This window comes from Streptomyces sp. NPDC054842, assembly GCF_053611025.1.
The window spans coordinates 19,970-40,620 of record NZ_JBSGZN010000051.1; the positions used below are offsets into that span (position 1 = coordinate 19,970).

The window sequence follows — 20,651 nt, forward strand, 5'->3', positions numbered from 1 at the left end:
GTGCTGCGCATGAGCGATCGCACGGTGCTGCACGTGAAGGGGCGGGTGCTCGTCGGGCCCGACGACGTCCGGGACGAACTCTGGGCGGTCGGCGGGAGGATCTCGTACGAGCGCCCCGCCGGCGCCCGCGACATCCGCACCGTGCAGGGCTGGGCGCTGCCCGGCCTCGTCGATGCGCACTGCCACGTCGGACTCGGCCCGCACGGGCCGGTCCCCCAGGACGTGGCGGAGAAGCAGGCGCTCACCGACCGCGAGGCGGGCACCCTCCTGATCCGCGACGCCGGCTCGCCCTCCGACACCCGCTGGATCGACGACCGCGAGGACCTCCCGAAGATCATCCGCGCGGGCCGGCACATCGCCCGCACCCGCCGCTACATCCGCGGCTTCGCCCACGAGATCGAGCCCGGCGACCTCGTCGCGTACGTCGCCCGGGAGGCCCGGCGCGGCGACGGCTGGGTCAAGCTGGTGGGCGACTGGATCGACCGCGGGACCGGCGACCTGAGCGCCTGCTGGCCGCGCGAGGCGGTGGAGGCGGCGATCGCCGAGGCCCACCGGCTCGGCGCCCGGGTCACCGCCCACTGCTTCGCCGAGGACTCCCTGCGGGACCTGGTCGAGGCGGGCATCGACTGCATCGAGCACGCGACCGGCCTCACCGAGGAGACCATCCCGCTCTTCGCCGAGCGGGGCGTCGCCATCGTCCCCACGCTCGTGAACATCGCGACCTTCCCGCAGCTCGCGGCGGGCGGCGAGGCCAAGTACCCCGACTGGTCCGCCCACATGCGACGGCTGCACGCGCGGCGCCACGACACCGTGCGCGCCGCCCATGACGCGGGCATCCCCGTCTTCGTCGGCACCGACGCGGGCGGCTCGCTCGCCCACGGCCTCGTCGCGAGCGAGGTGGCCGAGCTGGTCACGGCCGGTATCCCGCCGCTGGAGGCGCTGTCCGCGACCGCGTGGGGGGCCAGGCGCTGGCTGGGGCGGCCGGGGCTCGACGAGGGGGCACCCGCGGACCTCGTGGTCTACGACGAGGACCCCCGGGCGGACGTCCGGGTGCTCGCCGCGCCGCGCCGGGTCGTCCTCGACGGGCGGATCGTCGGCTGACCTTCCCGCCGGGCGCCGGTTGACGCAGCGTGACGTGCGCGCCGGCCGGCTCGTTGGGCACCCCCGCCACCGCGCCGGGGCGTCGACCGGCGCGCGTGCCCGGGAGAGTGCAGAGGGGGACGGGGGCGAACACCCGTGCCGCAGGATTCGAAAAAACGCACGGTAATCCCACGTTGGAGTGAAGTGACCTCAGGTGGCTGACTGTTCACTCTCCGTGCGTAATTCTTGCCGGGTCCCAAGTCTGTTCTCCACTGGGGGTCCCAACCACCGTGAACGGCAACCACTTCCGCATGCCCGCACGCCGCCTCGCCGCCACCGCGGCGGCCACCGCCCTGGCCGCCGGTCCCGCGGCCCTGGCCGGCGCCGGCTCCGCCCACGCGACCACCGACCACGGTCGCGCGAGCGCCGTCGTCCTGCGCACCGCGCTCGACGTCTCCCTGCTCAACAAATCCGTGAACCTCCCGCTCGCGGTCTCCCTGAACGAGGTCAGGGCACCGCAGAGCGCACAGAAGACCGCGCTCACCGCGCAGTTGGACGGCGTCGCCGGCGGACGCCCGTTCAGCGTGCTGCGCGCGGACGTCGCCACCGCCGGGGCGACGGTCTCCGCACGCAAGGCCGAGGGCCGCACCAGCCTCGCGCACGCCAAGCTCCACGTCCCGGGGCTGCCGCTGCTCTCCCTCATCGAGGTGGAACAGGTCACCAGCAGGGCGACCTGCGAGGCGGGCAGGAAGCCGGTCGCCACCGCGAACCTGCTCGGCGCGGTGACCGTCCTCGGCAAGAAGGTCACCCTCTCCACGGGCGGCCCGTCCGTGGTCCAGGTGCCCGGGGTCGGGGAGGTCCGCCTCGACCTCTCCCGGACGCAGACCACGTCCCGTACGGCCGCCGCCTCCGCGCTCGAACTCAAGGTGTCCATCAACCCGTTGAAGCTGAACGTCGCCGAGGTCGAGGGCACGCTCACGCTGGCCGGCGCCACCTGCGAGTCGCCCGCGGCACCGGCGAGGCCCGCGCCGGGCGCCGACCCCGTGTCCGAGGTGAAGCCCCAGGGCGCCCCGGCCGAGGCCAACCTCGCCGAGACCGGCGGCAGTTCGGTGACCCCGTACCTGGCGGGCGGCGCGGTGGCGCTGCTGGCGGCCGGCGGGGGAGGGGTCTACCTGTCCCGGCGCGGCCGCGGCTGACGCCCCCGGGTGCGGGGAGCGGGCCCCCGCGCCTCAGTCCCCGGCGAGCGTCACCGCCCGGTCCAGAGCCTGAAGGAAACGATTCACCGTCGCCCGGTCCCGCACTGCGAGCCGCAGCCACTCCTCTCCCAGTCCCGGGAAGGTGTCGCCGCGGCGCACGGCGAAGCCCAGATCGCGCAGATGCCGGCGCACGGCGCCCGCCCGGGGCAGCCGGACGAGCACGAAGGAACCCTCAGCGGGTTCCACCACGTGCAGCCCGTCCGGCCCGAACTCCCGCAGTCCCGCGACCAGATGGGCCCGGTCCGCGGCGATGCGGTGCGCCGCGTGACCGGCCTCCGCGAGTGCCTGGGGGGACACGCACGCCTCCGCCGCGGCGAGCGCGGGCGTGGAGACCGGCCACAGGGGCTGGGCCCGCTCCAGCTCCGCGACCGTCTCGGGACCGGCCAGCACGTACCCGATGCGCAGCCCCGCCAGCCCCCAGGTCTTGGTGAGGCTGCGCAGCACCACGAGCCCGGGCACGTCCGTCCGCCCGGCGAGGGCCTCTCGCTCGCCGGGCACGGCGTCCATGAACGCCTCGTCGACCACCAGCGTCCGCCCGGGGCGCGCCAGCGCGGCGATCCGGTCCGCCGGATGCAGGACCGACGTCGGATTCGTCGGGTTGCCGATCACGACGAGGTCCGCGCTGTCCGGCACGGCCCCAGCGTCGAGCCGGAAACCGTCCCGCTCGCGCAGCAGGACCCGCTCGACGGTGTGCCCGGCGTCCCGCAGCGCCGCCTCCGGCTCGGTGAACTGCGGGTGCACCACGACGGGGTGACGCACCTTCAGGGCGCGGGCGAGCAGCACGAACGCCTCCGCCGCACCGGCCGTCAGCAGCACGTGCTCCACCGGCAGCCCGTGCCGCGCGGCCACAGCGGCCCGCGCGGCCCGTCCGTCCGGGTAGGCGGCGAGCCCCGCCAGCGACGCGGCGATCCGCTCCCGCAGCCACGCCGGCGGGGTGTCGGCGCGGACGTTCACCGCGAGGTCGGTGAGCGCCGAACCGTCGTCCCGGACCTCGGCGTCACCGTGGTGCCGCAGATCGTGCGCCGTCCCCTCGGAGCGGGCCGTACCGGCCCCGGGCGCGCCCTCAGTGGGCATGGGAGTGCGAGTGCGCGTGGTCTCCGTGATGCCCGTGGTGGTGACCGTCGTCGTCCGGGTGGAAGTGCGGCTGCTGCGCCATGCCGACCTTGTCCTCGAAGCCCGGCAGCGCGATGCGGTACACGCACGAGTCGCAGTTCATCCGCACGTCGCCCCGCACCGCCTCCCGGTAGCGCTCCATGACCAGGTCGAGCAGCTCCGGCTCGGGGCCGATGACGTCGGCGGAACGGACCTCCACCTCGGGGTGCGCGGCGGCCCAGCCCTCCGTCTGCTGCCGCACCCGGTCCGGCAGGATGCCGGTGAACAGGAAGTAGGGCAGCACCACGATCCGCCGCGCCCCGAGCTTCGCGCAGCGGTCCAGTCCGGACGGCACGTCGGGCGCCGCCAGCGACACGAACGCGGTCTCCACCCCGGCGTAGCCGCGGCCCTCCCACAGCAGCCGGGCCGCCTTGTGCACCTCGGCGTTGGCGTCCGGATCGGTCGACCCGCGCCCGACGAGCAGCACGGTCACGTCGGCCCGGTCACCGGGCGCCCGCTCCGGCCCGCCGCCCAGCGCCTCGTCGAGCCGCCGCTCCAGCACGGCCAGCAGCGAGGGATGCGGGCCCAGCGGACGCCCGTACGTGTACGAGATCCCGGGGTGCCGCTCCTTCTCGCGGTTCAGCGCGGCCGGGATGTCGCCCTTGGCGTGCCCGGCGGACACCAGCATCAGCGGGACGGCGGCGAACCGGCGTACGCCCTGCTGCACGAGCTCGCCGACCGCCTCGGTCAGCGGGGGCGGCGACAGCTCGATGAAGCCGCCGGCGACGGGCAGTTCGGGGTGGCGGCGGCCCAGCTCCCGCACGAAGGCGCGGAAGGCCTCGGCCCCGGCCTCGTCCCGGGTGCCGTGTCCGGCGATGAGCAGGGCGGGGGCAGGGGTGGTCACGATGTCTCCTTGGCGGACGGGAAGGCCCCGGCGGTCCGGGCGGCCTCGGCGGCCGGCGGCACGGGGTGGTACAGCAGGGCGTTCAGCGCGGCCGCGGCGACCGCGGAACCGCCCTTCTCGGACACGTTGCTGACGGCGGGCAGCCCGCTCTCGCGCAACGCGGCCTTGGACTCGGCCGCCCCGACGAAACCGACGGGCAGGCCGATGACGAGCGCGGGATCGGCGTCCAGCGTGAGCAGTTCCTCCAGAGCGGTCGGCGCGCAGCCGACGACCCAGATCGCGCCGGGACCGACGTCCTCCAGCGCGAGGCGTATCGCGTGCGCCGAACGGGTCAGCCCCGGACCGGACTTGGCGTCCTTGAGCCGGCACACGGTGTCGCGCCGGGTGATCCCCGCCGCGACCATCTCCACGTCCACCACGACGGGCGCCCCGGCGTGCAGCGCCGCGTGCGCCCTCTCCAGTACGGACTCGTCCATGACGAGGTCGTCGGCGTAGTCGAGGTCGGCGGCGGAGTGGATGACCCGCTCCACGACCGCCCGCGTCAGCGGCGGGAAGCCCGAGGTGTCCAGACGGGACCGCAGCCGCCGGAACGACTCCTGCTCGATGGGGTGCACGACCCGGCTCGCGGGCGGCACCGTCCTGCTCTCGCTCACTTGGGCTCCTCCTGCCAGCGGTAGCCGCGCGGTGTCACCATGCGCCCGGCGATCTCACGGGTCGCCGTGTTGCCCACGGTCACCACGGTCATCATGTCCACCACGGCCGGGTCGAGTCCCGCGAGCGTGGTCAGCAGACTGCTCTGGTCCGGACGCGACGCGTTCCGTACGACACCCACCGGCGTCGACGGCTCCCGGTGCTCCGCGAGGATCGCGAGGGCCTTGGGCAGCTGCCAGTCACGGCCCCGGCTGCGCGGGTTGTAGAACGTCACGACGATGTCGGCCTCCGCGGCGGCGCGCACCCGCCGCTCGATGACCTCCCACGGCGTGTGCAGATCCGACAGGCTGATCGACACGTGGTCGTGCCCGAGCGGCGCGCCCAGGATCGCCCCGGCCGCGAGCGCGGCGGTGACCCCGGGCACCCCGACCACGTCGATGTCGTCGGACGCCTCGGCCAGCGCCGGCGAGGCCATGGCGTACACGCCCGCGTCCCCGCTGCCGATCAGCGCGACGGCCTGTCCGCGGCGGGCCTCCGCCACCGCGGTGCGCGCGCGCTCCTCCTCGGCGCCGAGCCCGGACTCCAGGACCCGGGTGCCGGGCCGCAGCAGGTCCCGGATCTGGTCGACGTACTGGTCGAGGCCGACGAGCACGGCCGCGCGCCGCAGTTCGTCCTTCGCCCGCGGGGTGAGCAGGTCCCGCGCCCCCGGGCCGAGGCCGACCACCGCGAGCCGGCCGCGGGCCACCCGCCGGACGACGGCGCAGGTCGCCATCGCGGGCCGCCCGTCCGCCCGCACCGACTTCCGCTTGGGCACCAGGAGTTCACCCCCGCCGGCCAGCGCGGCGGCCTCCGCCACGGACGGCGTGCCGACGGCGGCCAGCGGCGCGTCGGAGGGGTTCGGCACCTCGACCGCGGCCAGCTCCTCGGCGCCGTACGTCACCACGGGCACCCCGAGCCGCTCGGCCGCCCCCACGATGCCCGGCTCGCCGGCCTTCGCGTCGACGGTGGCCAGCGCGGCGACGGACCTCGCGGACAGCCCGGCGTCCCGCAGCGCGTCCTCGACCAGCGTGAGCACCTCGTCCACCGGAGCGCCCTTGGAGGCGCCGACGCCGACGACGAGGGACGGCGGCCGCAGGACCGCCTCGCGCTCGGTGTGCCCGACGGCCCGGTCGGTGACCCGGACGGTGTACGCGCCCCGCGTGCCCACCGGCAACGGCGGCAGCGGCCAGGCCAGTTCGGCCTCCAGCACCACGGGCTCCCCGTCGAGCAGCGCCCGCGACACCGCCGCGACGTCCCCTTCCACGGGGAAGCCCAGGGTGTCGAGACCGGGCAGGCCGACGGCGTCCGTCGCGGTGGTCACCACCGGCTCGGCGCCGAGCAACCCGCCCACCTCGCGGGCGAGTTCGTTGGCGCCGCCGCCGTGCCCGCCCACCAGCGACACGGCGAACCGGCCGGCCTCGTCGACGCACACGATCCCCGGGTCGGACGCCTTGTCGCCCAGCAGCGGCGCGACGATCCGCACCACCGCGCCCGTGGCCAGGAAGCACACCAGCCGGTCGCACTCGGCGAAGGCCCGCCGCACGGCGTCCCCGACGGAGCCGTCCGACCCGTCGTACACCCGGGTACGGCCGGGCCAGGCCGCGGCCAGCCGGTCACGGGCAGCCGCCCCCGCCGCCGTCGCGGAAATCAGGCCGATCACTGAGGGACTCCTTCGGTACTGGCCGGAGGCCGGACGCCCCACAGCAGGAAAACGGGATTGGTCGCGGCGAGCCGGGTGACGTCCCCCGGCAGCGGCGCGAGCCGGGACGACTGGAGCAGGACGCCCTCGCAGTCGAACCCGGCGGAGGTCAGCGCGTCCCGGACCGCCGGTACCCGGTCGAGCGCGGCCATGGCGACCACGACCGCCCGCCGCGCCCGCCGCGCGCACGCCGTGACGATCGCGGGCAGCTCCCGGCCCCCGCCGCCCACGAAGACGGCGTCCGGGTCGTCCAGGTCGGACAGTACGGTCGGCGCGGCACCGTGCACGACCTGCACGTCCACCCCGTGCGCCGCCGCGTTGGCGCGGATGCGGTCCACCCCGTCCCGCGTCTTCTCTATGGCGGTGACGGCGGCACCGAACCGCGCGCACTCGACGGCGACGGACCCCGACCCGGAACCCACGTCCCAGACCAGGTCGCCCCGCCGCGGGCCGAGCCGGGCCAGCGCCAGGGCCCGCACCTCGAACTTGGTGATCATGGAGTCGCGGTGCGCGAAGTCGGTCTCGGCCAGCGCCCACCGGGCCGGCCCGGCCGGCGGCCCCGCCACCGTGCGGACGGGGGCCACGGCACGCGACTCGTCCAGGCACAGCACGACGCTGACCGCGGTGCCCCAGTCGCGGGTCGCGGCATCGGCGGGCGTCACCCGTTCCACCCGCTCGGCCCCGGGGTCGCCGAGGCTGCCCGCCACGACGAGGACACGGTCGCCCGAGCGGTAGGCCAGCGCGGCCCCCAGCTCGGCCGGACCGGCGCCGGGCCCGGTCAGCACCGCCACCTTGGGGTGCGCGCGGCACACGTTCACCGCGGTCCGCAGGTCACGCCCGTGGGCGCTCACCACGACCGCGTCGTCCCAGGTCAGACCGAGCCGCGCGAAAGCGGTCGCGACGGAGGAGACACCGGGCGAGACGTCCAGGTTCTCCGGCCCGAACCGCTCGGCCAGCGCCCGCACGATCCCGAAGAACCCCGGGTCCCCGGAGGCGAGCACGACGACCGGCTGCGCGTCCCCGTGCTTGTCCAGGTGCCGTTCGACGGCGTCCAGCGCCGGCGCGAGCGGCCCGAGCACGATCCGCTCCGCCGCGCCGGGCACCCGCACGGCGGCCAGGTGCCGGGCGCCGCCCACGACGAGCCCGGCCCCGGCGATCGCCGCCTCGGCCGCGACGGCCAGGGGCGCCCCGGTACCCGTACCGACGACGGTGATCACGTCGTGGCACCTCGCGCGCGCAGCGCCCGGCGGGCCTCCGGGTCCGCCTTGCGGAAGCCGTGGAAGTGCCCGGGGTGGTACAGGTGCGAGCGGGTGCCGCTCGCGCCGAGCGCCGGTCCCACCAGGAAGAGCGTGTGCTTCCAGAGCTTGTGCTCCTTGACGGTCTCCTCCAGCGTGCCGATCGTGCACTTCACGATCAGCTCCTCCGGCCAGGTCGCCTGGTACGCGACCACGACCGGCGTGGACGTCGGGTAGCCGCCCTCCAGCAGTTCCCGGACGAGCTGCCCGCTGCGCGCGGCCGACAGGAACAGCGCCATCGTCGTACCGTGCCGCGCGAACTCCCGCACCTCCTCGCCGGGCGGCATCGGCGTCTTGCCGCCGCCGAGCCGGGTGAGGATCACGGACTGCGCGACCTCGGGGATCGTCAGCTCCCGCTGGGCGAGGGCGGCGACCGCGGAGAAGGAGGAGACGCCGGGCACGATCTCCGTCTCGACGCCCAGTCCGGCGCACCGGTCGACCTGCTCCTGCGTGCCGCCCCACAGCGCGGGGTCGCCGGAGTGGATCCGGGCCACCTTCAGGCCCTCCCGGGCGGCCCGCTCGTACACGGCGACGACGTCCTCCAGGGACATCGTCGCCGAGTCCAGGATCTCGGCGCCCTCGCGCGCGTGGTCGAGGACCTCCGCCTGCACCAGGCTGGCCGCCCAGATCACGATGTCCGCGTCCGCGATGGCGCGCGCGGCACGGAACGTCAACAGGTCGGCGGCGCCGGGGCCGGCACCGACGAAGGTCACCTTGCCGGTGGGGGCATCGGCCATGGGAATCGGTCCTCTCCTACGGATACGGGTACTGCGGGTCGTGCGGGGCGCGCGTCAGGCGGCGGAGTGCCGCCGGACGTGCGTGAACGGGGGTTGATCGGATAGCAAGGGCCTATGGCGGTCTTCGTCGCGCTCGGCGCGTTCCTGATGACGCTGGCCGGCGGCTGGACGGCACAGCGGGTGACCGACCGTCGTCATCTGGTGCTGGGCCTGGCCGGCGGCCTGATGCTGGGCGTGGTCGGCCTCGACCTGCTGCCCGAGGCACTGGAGGCGGCGGGCGGCGAGGTGTTCGGCGTACCGGCCGCGCTGCTGCTGTTCGTCGCCGGGTTCCTGCTGGCCCATCTGGGGGAACGGCTGCTCGCCACCCGCCGGGCCGCGCACGGCGGCGAGGAACGCGACCCGCGGGCGCCCGAGGTGGGCCTGACCGCGGCGGCCGCGATGGTCGTGCACAGCGCCATGGACGGCGTCGCGATCGGCGCCGCCTTCCAGGTGGGCGGCGGGATGGGGCTCGCCGTGGCACTGGCCGTCATCGCCCACGACTTCGCGGACGGCTTCAACACGTACACGATCACGAGCCTGTACGGGAACGCCCGCCGCAAGGCGCTCCTCATGCTCTTCGCGGACGCGGTGGCACCGGTGGCCGGAGCCGCCTCGACGCTCTTCCTGACCATCCCGGAACAGGCCCTCGGCTGCTACCTCGGCCTCTTCGGCGGCGTACTGCTCTACCTGGCGGCCGCCGAGATCCTGCCCGAGGCGCACCACGAGCACCCGGCCCGCTCGACGCTGCTGTGCACGGTCGCGGGCGCGGCCTTCATCTGGCTGGTGGTGGGCATCGCGGACTGAGGGCGCCCGGCGGCCCCGCGGACGCCGGTCCCGGTTCACAGTTTCCCGCCCCGGCCGCCGTCGCGCGGCGCGGGCGCGATCAGCGTGGAGAGGTAGGGCAGCGCCCCGCCGTCGAGGTCGGCGGCCGGCCGGATGGACTCCTCGGGCAGCCCGAGGGCCGACCCCCACACGGCGTCGTCCAGGCGCCCGGTCTCGCGCAGCGCCGCCGCGACCTCGTGCGCCTGCCGTCCGAACTTGTACGCCACGACCGTGCCCGGCCCGTGCAGCGCGTCCTTGAGGACGGCGGCGCCCGCGGTCACCGGGACCAGGGTCAGCGGCTCCGTCCCCTCGGTGAGGACGGCGCCCGAGCGGGCGGCGAGATCCTGCATGGCGGTGATGCCGGGCACCGTCTCGATCAACGTGCCCGGCAGGGCTTCGGCGATGGTGTGGGCGAGGTAGGTGAACGTCGAGTACACGTTCGGGTCGCCGATGGTGGCGAAGGCGACGGTGCCGTGCCGTTCGAGCAGCCCCGCCACCCGTTCGCCCGCCGCGTCCCAGGCGGCCTCGCGGCGCTCCCGGTCCGTCCGCTCGTTGAGCGCGAACACGACCCGGACGACCTTCTCCTCGGGCACGTAGTGCAGGACGGTCGCCTCGGCGCGCCCCCGCTCGCCCGTGTCGAGCACGGGCACCACGACGACCTCCGCCGTCCGCAGCGCGTTGACGCCCTTGACGGTCACCAGTTCCGGGTCGCCGGGTCCGACCCCGACCCCGATCAGCTTGCTGCTCATGACGTCAGGCACCTCTCCACGAACCGGCGGGCGACACCGGGCGCGGACGCCCAGTGGGTGTGCAGATAACTCGCGTGCACACCTTGTTGTACGAAACCTTCGGTCCGGCGTCCCGGGGCGTGCACGCCCCAGGCGGGCGCCGCCCCGCAGCCGGGCTCGACGACCGTGCGGTGGAACTCGTGCCCGCGCATCCGCGTCCCCGCGGCGGCGAGCGCGCTGTCGGACACCGCGACGGCGTCCCGGTAGCCCAGGGTGAGCCGCTCGCTCATCCGGGCGGTGGCGTCCAGCACCCCGCACATGGGCTGCCCGTCCAGCTCACGGCACAGGTACAGCAGTCCGGCGCACTCGGCGGCGACCGGGGCCCCGGCGAGCGCCAGCTCCGAGACGGCTTTGCGCAGCGGCTCGTTGGCCGACAGCTCCGGCGCGTAGACCTCGGGGAACCCGCCGCCGATCACCAACCCGCCGGTCCCTTCCGGGAGTCGCTCGTCCCGCAGCGGGTCGAACGTCACGACGTCGGCACCGGCGGCGGCCAGCAGCTCGGCGTGCTCGGCGTAGGAGAAGGTGAAGGCGGGACCGCCGGCGACGGCGACGGTTCTTCTCGCCCCGGGTCCGTCCGGCGTCGCAGGACGAGACGGGCCGGGCGAGGGCGGGGGTACGGGCCCGGCGGCGTCCGCGGTCGGGACGGGAAAAACGGGGGACGAGGAACCCACGGCCTCGGCCGCGTCCCAGGCCGCCCCCGGCAGCGCGGGCGCACTGCGCGCCAGCGCGAACAGCGCGTCCAGGTCGCAGCCCAGGCGCACCTGCGCGGCCATCGCGGCGACCGCCTCCACCGCTCCGTCCCGCCGCTCGGCGACGGGCACGAGTCCCAGGTGCCGGGACGGCGTGTCCACCTGCGGCGCCCGTCGCAGCACCCCCAGCACCGGCACCCCGGACGCGTCGAGGGCCTCGCGGAGAAGCGTCTCGTGCCGGTCGGAGCCCACCTTGTTGAGGATCACCCCGGCCACCCGCACCTCGGGGTCCCAGGAGGCGAACCCGTGCACCAGCGCGGCCACCGACCGCGACTGCGACGACGCGTCGACGACCAGGACGACGGGCGCCCGCAGCAGCTTCGCGACGTGCGCGGTGGACGCCAGCTCGCCCTGGCCCGCCGCACCGTCGTACAGCCCCATCACGCCCTCCACGACGGCGAGGTCGCAGCCGCGGGCGCCGTGCGCGAACAGCGGCGCGACCAGCTCGGGGCCGCACAGGTAGGCGTCGAGGTTGCGTCCCACGCGCCCGGTGGCGAGCGCGTGGTACCCGGGGTCGATGTAGTCCGGTCCCACCTTGTGCGGGGACACGGCGAGCCCCCGCCCGGCGAAGGCCGCCATCAGCCCCGTGGCCACGGTGGTCTTGCCGCTGCCCGACGCGGGCGCGGCGACGACCAGCCGGGGGACGCTCGTCACCACTCGATGCCCCTCTGGCCCTTCTGGCCCGCGTCCATCGGATGCTTGACCTTGGACATGTCGGTCACGAGGTCGGCGAACTCCACCAGCTTCTCGGGGGCGTTGCGCCCGGTGATCACCACGTGCTGCGTGCCCGGCCGGTCCCGCAGCACGGACACGACCTCGTCGGTGTCGATCCAGCCCCAGTGCATCGGGTAGGCGAACTCGTCGAGGACGTACAGCCGGTAGGTCTCGGCGGCCAGGTCCCGCTTGACCTGCTCCCAGCCCTCGCGGGCCTTCTCCTCGTTGTCCAGCTGCGCGTCGCGCTGGACCCAGGACCAGCCCTCGCCCATCTTGTGCCAGTCGACGGTGCCGCCCTCGCCGCTGGCGCCCAGCACCCGCAGCGCGTTCTCCTCGCCGACCTTCCACTTCGCCGACTTGACGAACTGGAACACCCCGATCGGCCAGCCCTGGTTCCAGGCGCGCAGCGCCAGCCCGAAGGCGGCCGTGGACTTGCCCTTGCCGATCCCGGTGTTTACCACGACCAGCGGCCGGTTGCGCCGCTGACGTGTCGTCAGCCCGTCGTCCGGCACGGTGCTCGGCTGTCCCTGCGGCATTACGCGGCCCTCCTGTTGCTTCCCTGCACGTCCCGGACGAGCCCGGCGATCGAGTCGGCCCGCAGCTCGTCCAACGTGACCGCGTTGCCCTCCAGTTCACGCGCGAGCTGCCCCGCGAGCCCGAGCCGCACCGGCCCCGTCTCGCAGTCCACGACCACGGAGGCGACCGAGCCGGCCGCGAACAGCCGGGCCGCCCGCCCCGCGAGCGCCACCGGTTCGGGACCGCCGGTCGCCCGGCCGTCCGTCACCACCACGACCAGCGGACGGCGCGCCGCGTCCCGCAGCCGCTCCACCCGCAGCACGTCGTGCGCCTTCAGCAGACCGGCCGCCAGCGGCGTCCGGCCGCCCGTCGGCAGCGACTCCAGCCGGGCCGCCGCCGCGTCCACCGACGAGGTGGGCGGCAGCGCCACGTCCGCGGCCGAACCGCGGAACGTCACCAGCCCCACCTTGTCGCGCCGCTGGTAGGCGTCGAGCAGCAGCGACAGCACCGCGCCCTTCACCGCGCTCATCCGCTGCCGGGCCGCCATCGACCCGGAGGCGTCCACCACGAACAGGACGAGGTTGCCCTCGCGCCCCTCGCGGGTGGCCTGGCGCAGATCGTCCCGCCGTACGACGAGACCGCGCCCCGAGCGGCCGCGCGCCTTCTGGTGCGGGGCCGCCGCCTGCACGGTGGCCGCCAGGTGCAGCTTGGTGAGGGTGCCGCGGGGCCGCCGCGAGCCGGTGGTGCGGCCGTGCTCGGTGCGCGCCCGCGAGCGCCGCCCGGCGGCGCCCTCGCCCAGCCCCGGCACGCTCAGCACCTTCGTGCGGAACGGCTCCGCGGCCCGTACGGGCTGCTGCTCCCCGGCGCCGGACGACCCGGGCCGCCCGCTCTCGCCCGCCTCAGGACGCGCGGCCTCGTCACCGCCCGGCTCCGGCCCGTCGGCCCCGTCCGGCGACGCCGCGGGCCCGTCCTGCGCCTCGTGCGGCCCGTCCTGCGGCCCGTCCTGCGGTCCGTCCTGAGGCCCGTCCTGGGGCGGCCGCCCGCCGCCGGGACCGTCCGGGTCCGGGTCGTCGTCGCCGTCCGTGCCGTCGCCGCCGAACTCCTCCAGCGTCTCGTCGAGCTTGTCCTCGTCGAGACCTGGGGCGTCGAACGGGTTGCGCCGGCGCCGGTGCGGCAGCGCCAGCAGCGCCGCCTGCCGCACGTCCTCCGCCAGCACCTCCGTCCGGCCCGCCCACGCGGCCAGCGCGGTCGCCGTCCGCGCCATCACGATGTCGGCGCGCATCCCGTCGACCTCGAAGGCGGCGCAGGTCGCCGCGATCTGCCGCAGCGCCCCGTCGCCGAGCCGCACCGAGGGCAGCAGGTCACGGGCGGCCACGATCCGGGCCCGCACCGCCGACTCCTCGCCGGCCCAGCGCGCGGCGAAGCCCTCCGGGTCGTCGTCGTAGGCGAGCCGCCTGCGCACGACCTCCACCCGCTGGTCCGGCTCACGCGAGGCCGCGACCTCGACCGTCAGCCCGAACCGGTCGAGCAACTGCGGCCGCAGCTCGCCCTCTTCGGGGTTCATGGTGCCGACGAGCAGGAACCGGGCGGCGTGCCGCACCGAGACGCCCTCGCGCTCCACGTACGAGGCACCCATCGCCGCCGCGTCCAGAAGCAGGTCGACCAGGTGGTCGTGCAGGAGGTTGACCTCGTCGACGTACAGGATGCCGCGGTGCGCGTCCGCCAGCAGGCCCGGTTCGAAGGCCTTCACGCCCTCGGACAGGGCGCGTTCGATGTCCAGCGCGCCCACGAGGCGGTCCTCGGAGGCGCCGACGGGCAGCTCCACCATGCGGGCCGGCCGGGACACCCCGGGACCCTTCTCGTGCGGCCCGTCCGGGCAGCCCGGGTCGGGGGAGCCGGGCGCGCACGAGAAGCGGCAGCCCGCCACGACGTCCACCTCCGGCATCAGGGCCGAGAGGGCGCGTACCGCGGTCGACTTGGCGGTGCCCTTCTCGCCGCGCACCAGCACGCCGCCCACCGCGGGCGAGACGGCGTTCAGCAGCAGCGCGAGCCGCAGGTCGTCCTGGCCGACGACGGCCGTGAACGGGAACGGGGTACTCACTGGTCGTCGCCCTCCAGATCGCCTTCGAGCTCCAGGTAGGTGGCGCGAAGCCGCTCCAGCGTCTCCGCGTCCGGTTCGGCCCACAGGCCGCGCTCGGCCGCCTCCAGCAGCCGCTCCGTGATCCCGCGCAGGGCCCACGGGTTGGACTTCTTCATGAAGTCCCGGTTCTCCGCGTCGAAGACGTACTCCGCGCTGAGCTTCTCGTACATCCAGTCGTCGACCACACCGGCCGTCGCGTCGTACCCGAAGAGGTAGTCGACGGTCGCCGCCATCTCGAACGCGCCCTTGTACCCGTGCCGCCGCATCGCCGCCATCCAGCGCGGGTTGACCACCCGGGCGCGGAACACGCGGTGCGTCTCCTCGCCGAGGGTGCGGGTCTTCACCTGGTCCGGGGTGGCGGAGTCGCCGACGTACGCCTCCGGGCTGGCGCCGGTCAGATGGCGCACCATGGCCACCATGCCGCCGTGGTACTGGAAGTAGTCGTCGGCGTCGACGAGGTCGTGCTCGCGGGTGTCGACGTTCTTCGCGGCCACGGCGATCCGCTTGAACGCGGTCTCCATGTCGCCGCGCGCCGCCCGCCCGTCCAGCCCGCGCCCGTAGGCGTAGCCGCCCCACACCGCGTACACCTCGGCGAGGTCGGCGTCCGAGCGCCAGTTGCGGGCGTCGATCAGCGGCAGCAGCCCGGCGCCGTACGCCCCCGGCTTCGAGCCGAAGATACGGGCCGTGGCGCGCCGCCGGTCACCGTGCTCGGCGGTGTCCTCGTCGACGTGCCTGCGCACGTAGTTGGCGTCCGCGGGCTCGTCCAGCTCGGCCACCGCGCGCACCGCGTCGTCGAGCAGCCCCACCACGTGCGGGAACGCGTCCCGGAAGAAGCCGGAGATCCGCACGGTGACGTCGATGCGCGGCCGGCCCAGCTCGGCGAGGGGCACGATCTCGAAGCCGGTCACCCGGCGCGACGCGTCGTCCCAGACCGGCCGGCAGCCGAGCAGCGCGAGGATCTCCGCGATGTCGTCGCCCTGGGTGCGCATCGCGGACGTGCCCCACACGGTCAGCCCGACGGACGTCGGGTACGCGCCGGTGTCCTGGAGGTAGCGGGCCACGAGCGAGTCGGCGAGCGCCTGACCGACCTCCCACGAGAGCCGGGACGGGATCGCCTTGGGGTCGACGGAGTAGAAGTTGCGGCCGGTCGGCAGGACGTTGACCAGACCGCGGGTCGGCGAACCCGACGGGCCCGCCGGGACGTAACCGCCGCGCAGCGCCTTGAGGATGTGCCCGATCTCGTCCGTCGTCCGCGCGAGCCGCGGGACGACCTCACGGCAGGCGAACTCCACCACCGCGACCGCGTCCGGGAGTTCGGCGTTCAGGACCTCCCGCACCAGGGGGGCGCTCGCGGCGGTCTCCCAGCCGCGCTCCTCCATGCCCAGCGCGATCCGGCGGCACAGCTGCTCCAGCAGGTCCACCGCGTCGGCGCCGGTCCGCGCCGGGCCCCCGACCAGGTCGGTGAGTTCCGCCGGCACCTTCACCGGAGCGCCCGGCTCGGCCAGCAACTCCTTCTCGGACAGGCCGAAATGGGCCGCCAGCGAGGCCCGCAGCCCCGGCAGGGCGTTGGCCCGTCCGCCCCACACCTGGGAGGCGCGCAGCACGGCCAGCACGAGGTTGACGCGCGGCTCGGCCTCCGGCCCGCCGCCCAGGATGTGCAGTCCGTCGCGGATCTGCACGTCCTTGATCTCGCACAGGTAGCCGTCGATGTGCATGACGAACTCGTCGAACGTCTCGTCGTCCGGCTGCTCGTCGACGTGCAGGTCGTGGTGCAGCTCGGCCGCCTTGACCAGCGTCCAGATCTGCGCGCGCACCGCGGGCGCCTTCGCCGGGTCGAGGTCGGACACCAGCGCGTACTCGTCGAGGAGCTGCTCCAGCTTGGCGAGGTCGCCGTAGGTGTCCGCGCGGGCCATCGGCGGCACCAGGTGGTCGACCACCGTGGCGTGCCCGCGCCGCTTGGCCTGCGTGCCCTCACCGGGGTCGTTGACGATGAACGGGTAGATCAGGGGGAGTTCGCCGAGCACGGCGTCGGGCGCGCAGCCGCCGCTGAGCCCGAGGCCCTTGCCGGGCAGCCACTCCATGGTGCCGTGCTTGCCCATGTGCACCACGGCGTCCGCGCCGAAGGAGTTCTCCAGCCACCGGTAGGCCGCCAGGTAGTGGTGCGACGGCGGCATGTCGGGGTCGTGGTAGATCGCGATCGGGTTCTCGCCGAAGCCGCGCGGCGGCTGGATCATCACGACGACGTTCCCGAACTCCAGGCACGCCAGCACGATGTCGTCACCGTCGACGTACAGGGAGCCGGGCGGCTCGCCCCACGCCTCCAGCATCCCCTCGCGCAGCGCGGGATCGAGGGTGTCGAACCACGCCCGGTAGTCGGCGAGCGGCACGCGCGCGGGCGCCGACGCGAGCTGCTCCTCGGTGAGCCACTCGACGTCGTGGCCGCCGGCCTCGATGAGCCGGTGGATCAACTCGTCGCCGTTGTCCGGGTAGTCGGTCAGCGCGTACCCGGCGTCCCGCAGCGCGTCCAGGACGCGGACGGCGGAGGCGGGGGTGTCCAGGCCGACCGCGTTGCCGACCCGGGAGTGCTTGGTCGGATAGGCGGTGAAGACCAGTGCGAGCCTCTTCTCCGCGTTCGGCTTGTGCTTCAACCGCGCGTGGCGCACGGCGATCCCGGCCACACGCGCCGCCCGCTCGGGGTCGGCGACGTACACCGGCACGTCGTCCGGGCCCTGCTCCTTGAAGGAGAACGGCACGGTGATGAGCCGTCCGTCGAACTCCGGGATCGCGACCTGCATCGCCGCGTCCATCGGGGACAGGGCGGCGTCGGAGGCGTCCCACGCGGCGCGCGAGGAGGTGAGGCACAGCCCTTGCAGGACGGGGATGTCGAGGTCGGCGAGCGCCCCGATGTCCCAGGCCTCCTCGTCGCCCCCGGCCGAGGCCTCGGAGGCGTGCGTGCCACCCGCCGCGAGCACGGTGGCGACCAGCGCGTCGGCCTGCCCGAGGATCTCGTACAGCCCGGCGTCGGCACCGCGCAGCGAACCGCAGAACACCGGAAGGGCGTTGGCGCCGCGTGCCTCGATCGCGTCGCACAGGGTGTCGACGAAGGCGGTGTTGCCGGACAGCTCGTGGGCCCGGTAGAAGAGCACGCCGACGGTCGGGCGGCCCTCGGCCGGGTCCCGCCCGCCGTGCACCCCGAACTCGGCGGTCTTCTTCGGCTCCTCGAAGCCCTCACCCGTGAGCAGCACGGTGTCCGACAGGAAGCGCGCCAGCTCCGTCAGGTTCTCCGGGCCGCCCTCGACGAGGTAGCGCAGCGCCTCCGCGACGACACCGGCCGGCACGGACGACTCCGCCATCAGCTCGGCGTCCGGCACGGACTCCCCGCCGAGCAGCACGGTCGGGATCCCGGAGGCCCGCAGCGCGGCGAGCCCGTCCTCCCAGGCCCGCTTGCCGCCCAGCAGCCGTACGACGGCGACGTCCGCGCCCGTCACCAGAGCGGGCAGCTCCTCGGCGACGTCGACCCGGTTCGGGTTGCCGATCCGGTACCCGGCGCCGGAGGCCCGGGCCGCCAGCAGATCCGTGTCGGCGGTCGACAACAACAACACTGTGCTCATGCGGGTGCTCCCGGTGGGATGAAAGGCAGTCCTGTCGGAGCGCCCGACTCGATGAGCCGCCACAGCGCGTCCGTGTCCGCGTGTTCCTCGATCAGATCGCCGAGCAGGTCCAGCTGCTCCTCGCGCAGGGTGGCGAACGACGTGCCGGCGGCCGGCACGAACCGGCGGCCCGCGGCGGCCGCCACCTCCCGCAGGAACGCCCGCCGGAACCCGTCCGACTCCAGCGAGCCGTGCCAGTGCGTGCCCCAGACGGCGCCGACCCGGCAGCCGTCCAGGAAGGGTTCGCCGCCGGTGACCTCGGCGACCCCGTGGTGGATCTCGTAGCCCTCGACGCGCTCGCCGAGCGCCTCGCCGACGGGCCGCGTGAGCGTCTTCTCCCGCGCGAACCGCACCCGCACGGGCAGCAGTCCGAGCCCGTCGACCCGGCCCGCCCGCGACTCGACGTCGTCCTCGATCCGCTCGCCCAGGGCCTGGAAGCCGCCGCAGATGCCGAGGACGGGCCGCCTTTCGGCGGCCCTCCTCGCGATCGCGTCCGCGAGACCGCGCTCCCGGAGCCACCGCAGGGCGTTCACCGTCCCCCGGGTGCCCGGTACGACGACGAGGTCCGCGTCGGCCAGCTCCTCCGCCCGGTCCACGAACCGCACGACGACGCCCGGTTCGGCGGCCAGGGCGTCGACGTCCGTGAAGTTGGACATCAGGGGGACCGCGCAGACGGCGACCCGCAGCACGTCCTCGCCGGCCGGCGGCGCCACGACGGACTCCCGGACGGTCCCGCGCAGGGACACCCTCAGTCCGTCCTCCTCGTCGATGCCGAGGCCGTGCCGGAACGGCAGGACGCCGTACGAGGGCCGGCCGGTGAGCCCGTGCAGCATCTCCAGGCCCGGCTCCAGCAGCGAGACGTCCCCGCGGAACTTGTTGACCAGGAACCCGGCGACGAGTTCCTGGTCCTCGCGGCTGAGCAGCGCCACCGTGCCGAAGAAGGACGCGAAGACGCCGCCGCGGTCGATGTCCCCGACCACCAGGACGGGCAGCCGCGCGTTGCGGGCGATGCCCATGTTCACGATGTCGGTGCGCCGCAGATTGATCTCGGCAGGACTGCCGGCCCCCTCACAGATCACCGCGTCATACGTGCCCCGCAACTCGGCCAGGCACTCCAGCACGGTGCCGAGCAACGCCTCCTGGCGGCCCCCGTGGTAGCCGCGCGCGCTCATCTCGCCGACCGGCCTGCCCATCAGCACGACCTGGCTGCTGCGGTCGCTGCCCGGCTTGAGCAGCACGGGGTTCATCAGCGCGGTCGGCTCGACGCGGGCGGCCTGCGCCTGCATGGCCTGCGCCCGCCCGATCTCCGCGCCCTCGCGCGTGACGAAGGAGTTGAGGGACATGTTCTGCGCCTTGAAGGGCGCCACCTTCACGCCCTGGCGCACCAGCCACCGGCAGATCCCGGCGGTCACGACGCTCTTGCCCGCGTCGGAGGTGGTTCCCGCGACCAGCAGCCCGCCGCTCATCGGCTCGCTCCCTTCGACAGCAGTCGTCCCGCGGCGCAGACGCCCAGCGCCAGCCAGCTCACCCGGCGCGAGAGGCGTACGGCCCGTTCGATGTCGCGCACCCCGACGGCCCGGCCGCCCCCGTTCAGCACGGGCCGGTGCTCGACCCTGCCGCCGTAGGAGAGGGTCCCGCCGAGCCGCACGCCCAGCGCCCCCGCGAACGAGGCCTCCACGGGACCGGCGTTGGGGCTCGGGTGGCGGACGGCGTCGGCGCGCCAGGCGCGGACCGCGCCGCGCGGGTCGCCGCCCGCGACGGCCGCGAGCACGGCGGTGAGCCGCGCCCCGGGCCAGCCGGCGACGTCGTCGAGGCGCGCGGAGGCCCAGCCGTAGCGGCGGTGGCGGGCCGACTTGTGCCCGACCATGGCGTCCAGGGTGTTGACGGCCCGGAAGGCGAGGAGTCCGGGCACTCCGGCGACGGCGCCCCAGACGAGGGCTCCCACCACGGCGTCGGAGGTGTTCTCGGCGACGGACTCGACCACGGCCCGGGCGATCCCGTCGGCGTCCAGGGCCTGCGGGTCCCGCCCGCAGAGGTGGGGCAGCCGCTCACGGGCGGCGTCGACGTCCCCGGCGGCCAGCGCGCCGCCGACGGCCCGGGCCTCGCGGCCGAGCGAGGTGCCGCCGACGACGGCCCAGGTGGCGGCGGCGGTCAGCGCGACGGAGGCGGCGGGGGAGGAGCGGACGGCGCGGGCCGCCAGCGCGGCGAGCCCGGCGGCGCCGCCCACGCAGACGGCGGTGTGCAGTGCGCCCCACCCGCGGTGGTCACGCCACAGCACCCGTTCCACGGTGCCCGCGGCCCGCCCGAAAGCGGCGACCGGGTGCCCGCGGCGGGGATCGCCGAGGAGCAGGTCGCCGAGGAGGCCGGCGGTGGCGCCGTACGCGAAGACGCGATCGGCACGCACGGCGTCAGCCCGCCGTGGGGTGAAGTAGAACCCTCGTACTCAACAGGACCCGCAACGGGCAGCCGCGCATGGCGAT

The 20,651-nt window shown here is 75.1% G+C and carries 16 protein-coding genes; 3 read left to right on the forward strand and 13 right to left on the reverse strand.

The features are described 5' to 3' along the window. The first annotated feature begins 9 nt into the window (after positions 1–9). Complete coding sequence (locus tag ACWGIS_RS30235; RefSeq protein WP_453365648.1) at positions 10–1,101, forward strand: amidohydrolase family protein; 1,092 nt, start codon at positions 10–12, stop codon at positions 1,099–1,101. Positions 1,102–1,370: 269 nt separating this feature from the next. After that, positions 1,371–2,276 (forward strand): SCO1860 family LAETG-anchored protein, encoded by a 906-nt coding sequence (locus tag ACWGIS_RS30240; protein WP_453365649.1) that lies wholly within the window; start codon positions 1,371–1,373, stop codon positions 2,274–2,276. 33 nt (positions 2,277–2,309) lie between these two features. Here ACWGIS_RS30240 and cobC read toward each other — a convergent pair whose 3' ends face one another. The 6 genes from cobC to cobM are packed head-to-tail and all read right to left on the reverse strand — an operon-like array spanning position 2,310 to position 8,753. Then, positions 2,310–3,410 (reverse strand): Rv2231c family pyridoxal phosphate-dependent protein CobC, encoded by a 1,101-nt coding sequence (cobC, locus tag ACWGIS_RS30245; RefSeq protein WP_453365650.1) that lies wholly within the window; start codon positions 3,408–3,410, stop codon positions 2,310–2,312. Beyond that, entirely contained in the window at positions 3,400–4,332 is a 933-nt protein-coding gene (locus ACWGIS_RS30250; protein WP_453365651.1) for a sirohydrochlorin chelatase, read from the reverse strand. Before ACWGIS_RS30250 ends, cobC begins: the two co-directional genes overlap by 11 nt. Continuing rightward, on the reverse strand, positions 4,329–4,985 hold the full coding sequence (locus ACWGIS_RS30255) for a precorrin-8X methylmutase (RefSeq protein WP_453365652.1): 657 nt from the start codon (positions 4,983–4,985) through the stop codon (positions 4,329–4,331). The genes ACWGIS_RS30250 and ACWGIS_RS30255 overlap by 4 nt, the downstream gene beginning before the upstream one ends. Further along, complete coding sequence (gene cobJ / locus ACWGIS_RS30260; protein ID WP_453365653.1) at positions 4,982–6,682, reverse strand: precorrin-3B C(17)-methyltransferase; 1,701 nt, start codon at positions 6,680–6,682, stop codon at positions 4,982–4,984. Before cobJ ends, ACWGIS_RS30255 begins: the two co-directional genes overlap by 4 nt. Next, positions 6,679–7,938, reverse strand: a complete 1,260-nt coding sequence (gene cbiE, locus ACWGIS_RS30265; protein WP_453365654.1) for a precorrin-6y C5,15-methyltransferase (decarboxylating) subunit CbiE — start codon at positions 7,936–7,938, stop codon at positions 6,679–6,681. The genes cobJ and cbiE overlap by 4 nt, the downstream gene beginning before the upstream one ends. Continuing rightward, positions 7,935–8,753, reverse strand: a complete 819-nt coding sequence (cobM, locus tag ACWGIS_RS30270) for a precorrin-4 C(11)-methyltransferase (RefSeq protein WP_453365655.1) — start codon at positions 8,751–8,753, stop codon at positions 7,935–7,937. The genes cbiE and cobM overlap by 4 nt, the downstream gene beginning before the upstream one ends. Positions 8,754–8,867: 114 nt before the next feature. Between cobM and ACWGIS_RS30275 the strand changes: the two genes are divergently transcribed. Further along, on the forward strand, positions 8,868–9,596 hold the full coding sequence (locus ACWGIS_RS30275) for a ZIP family metal transporter (protein WP_453365656.1): 729 nt from the start codon (positions 8,868–8,870) through the stop codon (positions 9,594–9,596). Positions 9,597–9,631: 35 nt separating this feature from the next. Here ACWGIS_RS30275 and cobI read toward each other — a convergent pair whose 3' ends face one another. The 7 genes from cobI to ACWGIS_RS30310 are packed head-to-tail and all read right to left on the reverse strand — an operon-like array spanning position 9,632 to position 20,575. Beyond that, positions 9,632–10,363 carry a precorrin-2 C(20)-methyltransferase gene (cobI, locus tag ACWGIS_RS30280; protein WP_453365657.1) on the reverse strand — a complete coding sequence of 244 codons (732 nt, stop codon included), beginning with the start codon at positions 10,361–10,363 and terminating at the stop codon, positions 9,632–9,634. Continuing rightward, entirely contained in the window at positions 10,360–11,808 is a 1,449-nt protein-coding gene (locus ACWGIS_RS30285) for a cobyrinate a,c-diamide synthase (protein ID WP_453365658.1), read from the reverse strand. The genes cobI and ACWGIS_RS30285 overlap by 4 nt, the downstream gene beginning before the upstream one ends. Next, positions 11,802–12,401: a cob(I)yrinic acid a,c-diamide adenosyltransferase gene (gene cobO / locus ACWGIS_RS30290; protein ID WP_453365659.1), complete on the reverse strand. Its 600-nt coding sequence runs from the start codon at positions 12,399–12,401 to the stop codon at positions 11,802–11,804. The genes ACWGIS_RS30285 and cobO overlap by 7 nt, the downstream gene beginning before the upstream one ends. Next, complete coding sequence (locus tag ACWGIS_RS30295; protein ID WP_453365660.1) at positions 12,401–14,482, reverse strand: putative cobaltochelatase; 2,082 nt, start codon at positions 14,480–14,482, stop codon at positions 12,401–12,403. The genes cobO and ACWGIS_RS30295 overlap by 1 nt, the downstream gene beginning before the upstream one ends. Further along, complete coding sequence (gene cobN, locus ACWGIS_RS30300; RefSeq protein WP_453365661.1) at positions 14,479–18,132, reverse strand: cobaltochelatase subunit CobN; 3,654 nt, start codon at positions 18,130–18,132, stop codon at positions 14,479–14,481. Before cobN ends, ACWGIS_RS30295 begins: the two co-directional genes overlap by 4 nt. Next, on the reverse strand, positions 18,129–19,637 hold the full coding sequence (locus ACWGIS_RS30305; protein WP_453365662.1) for a cobyric acid synthase: 1,509 nt from the start codon (positions 19,635–19,637) through the stop codon (positions 18,129–18,131). The genes cobN and ACWGIS_RS30305 overlap by 4 nt, the downstream gene beginning before the upstream one ends. Next, the gene (locus ACWGIS_RS30310) at positions 19,634–20,575 is read right to left on the reverse strand and encodes a cobalamin biosynthesis protein (RefSeq protein ID WP_453365663.1); all 942 of its coding nucleotides are present in this window, start codon (positions 20,573–20,575) and stop codon (positions 19,634–19,636) included. The genes ACWGIS_RS30305 and ACWGIS_RS30310 overlap by 4 nt, the downstream gene beginning before the upstream one ends. Positions 20,576–20,651: the final 76 nt, after the last annotated feature.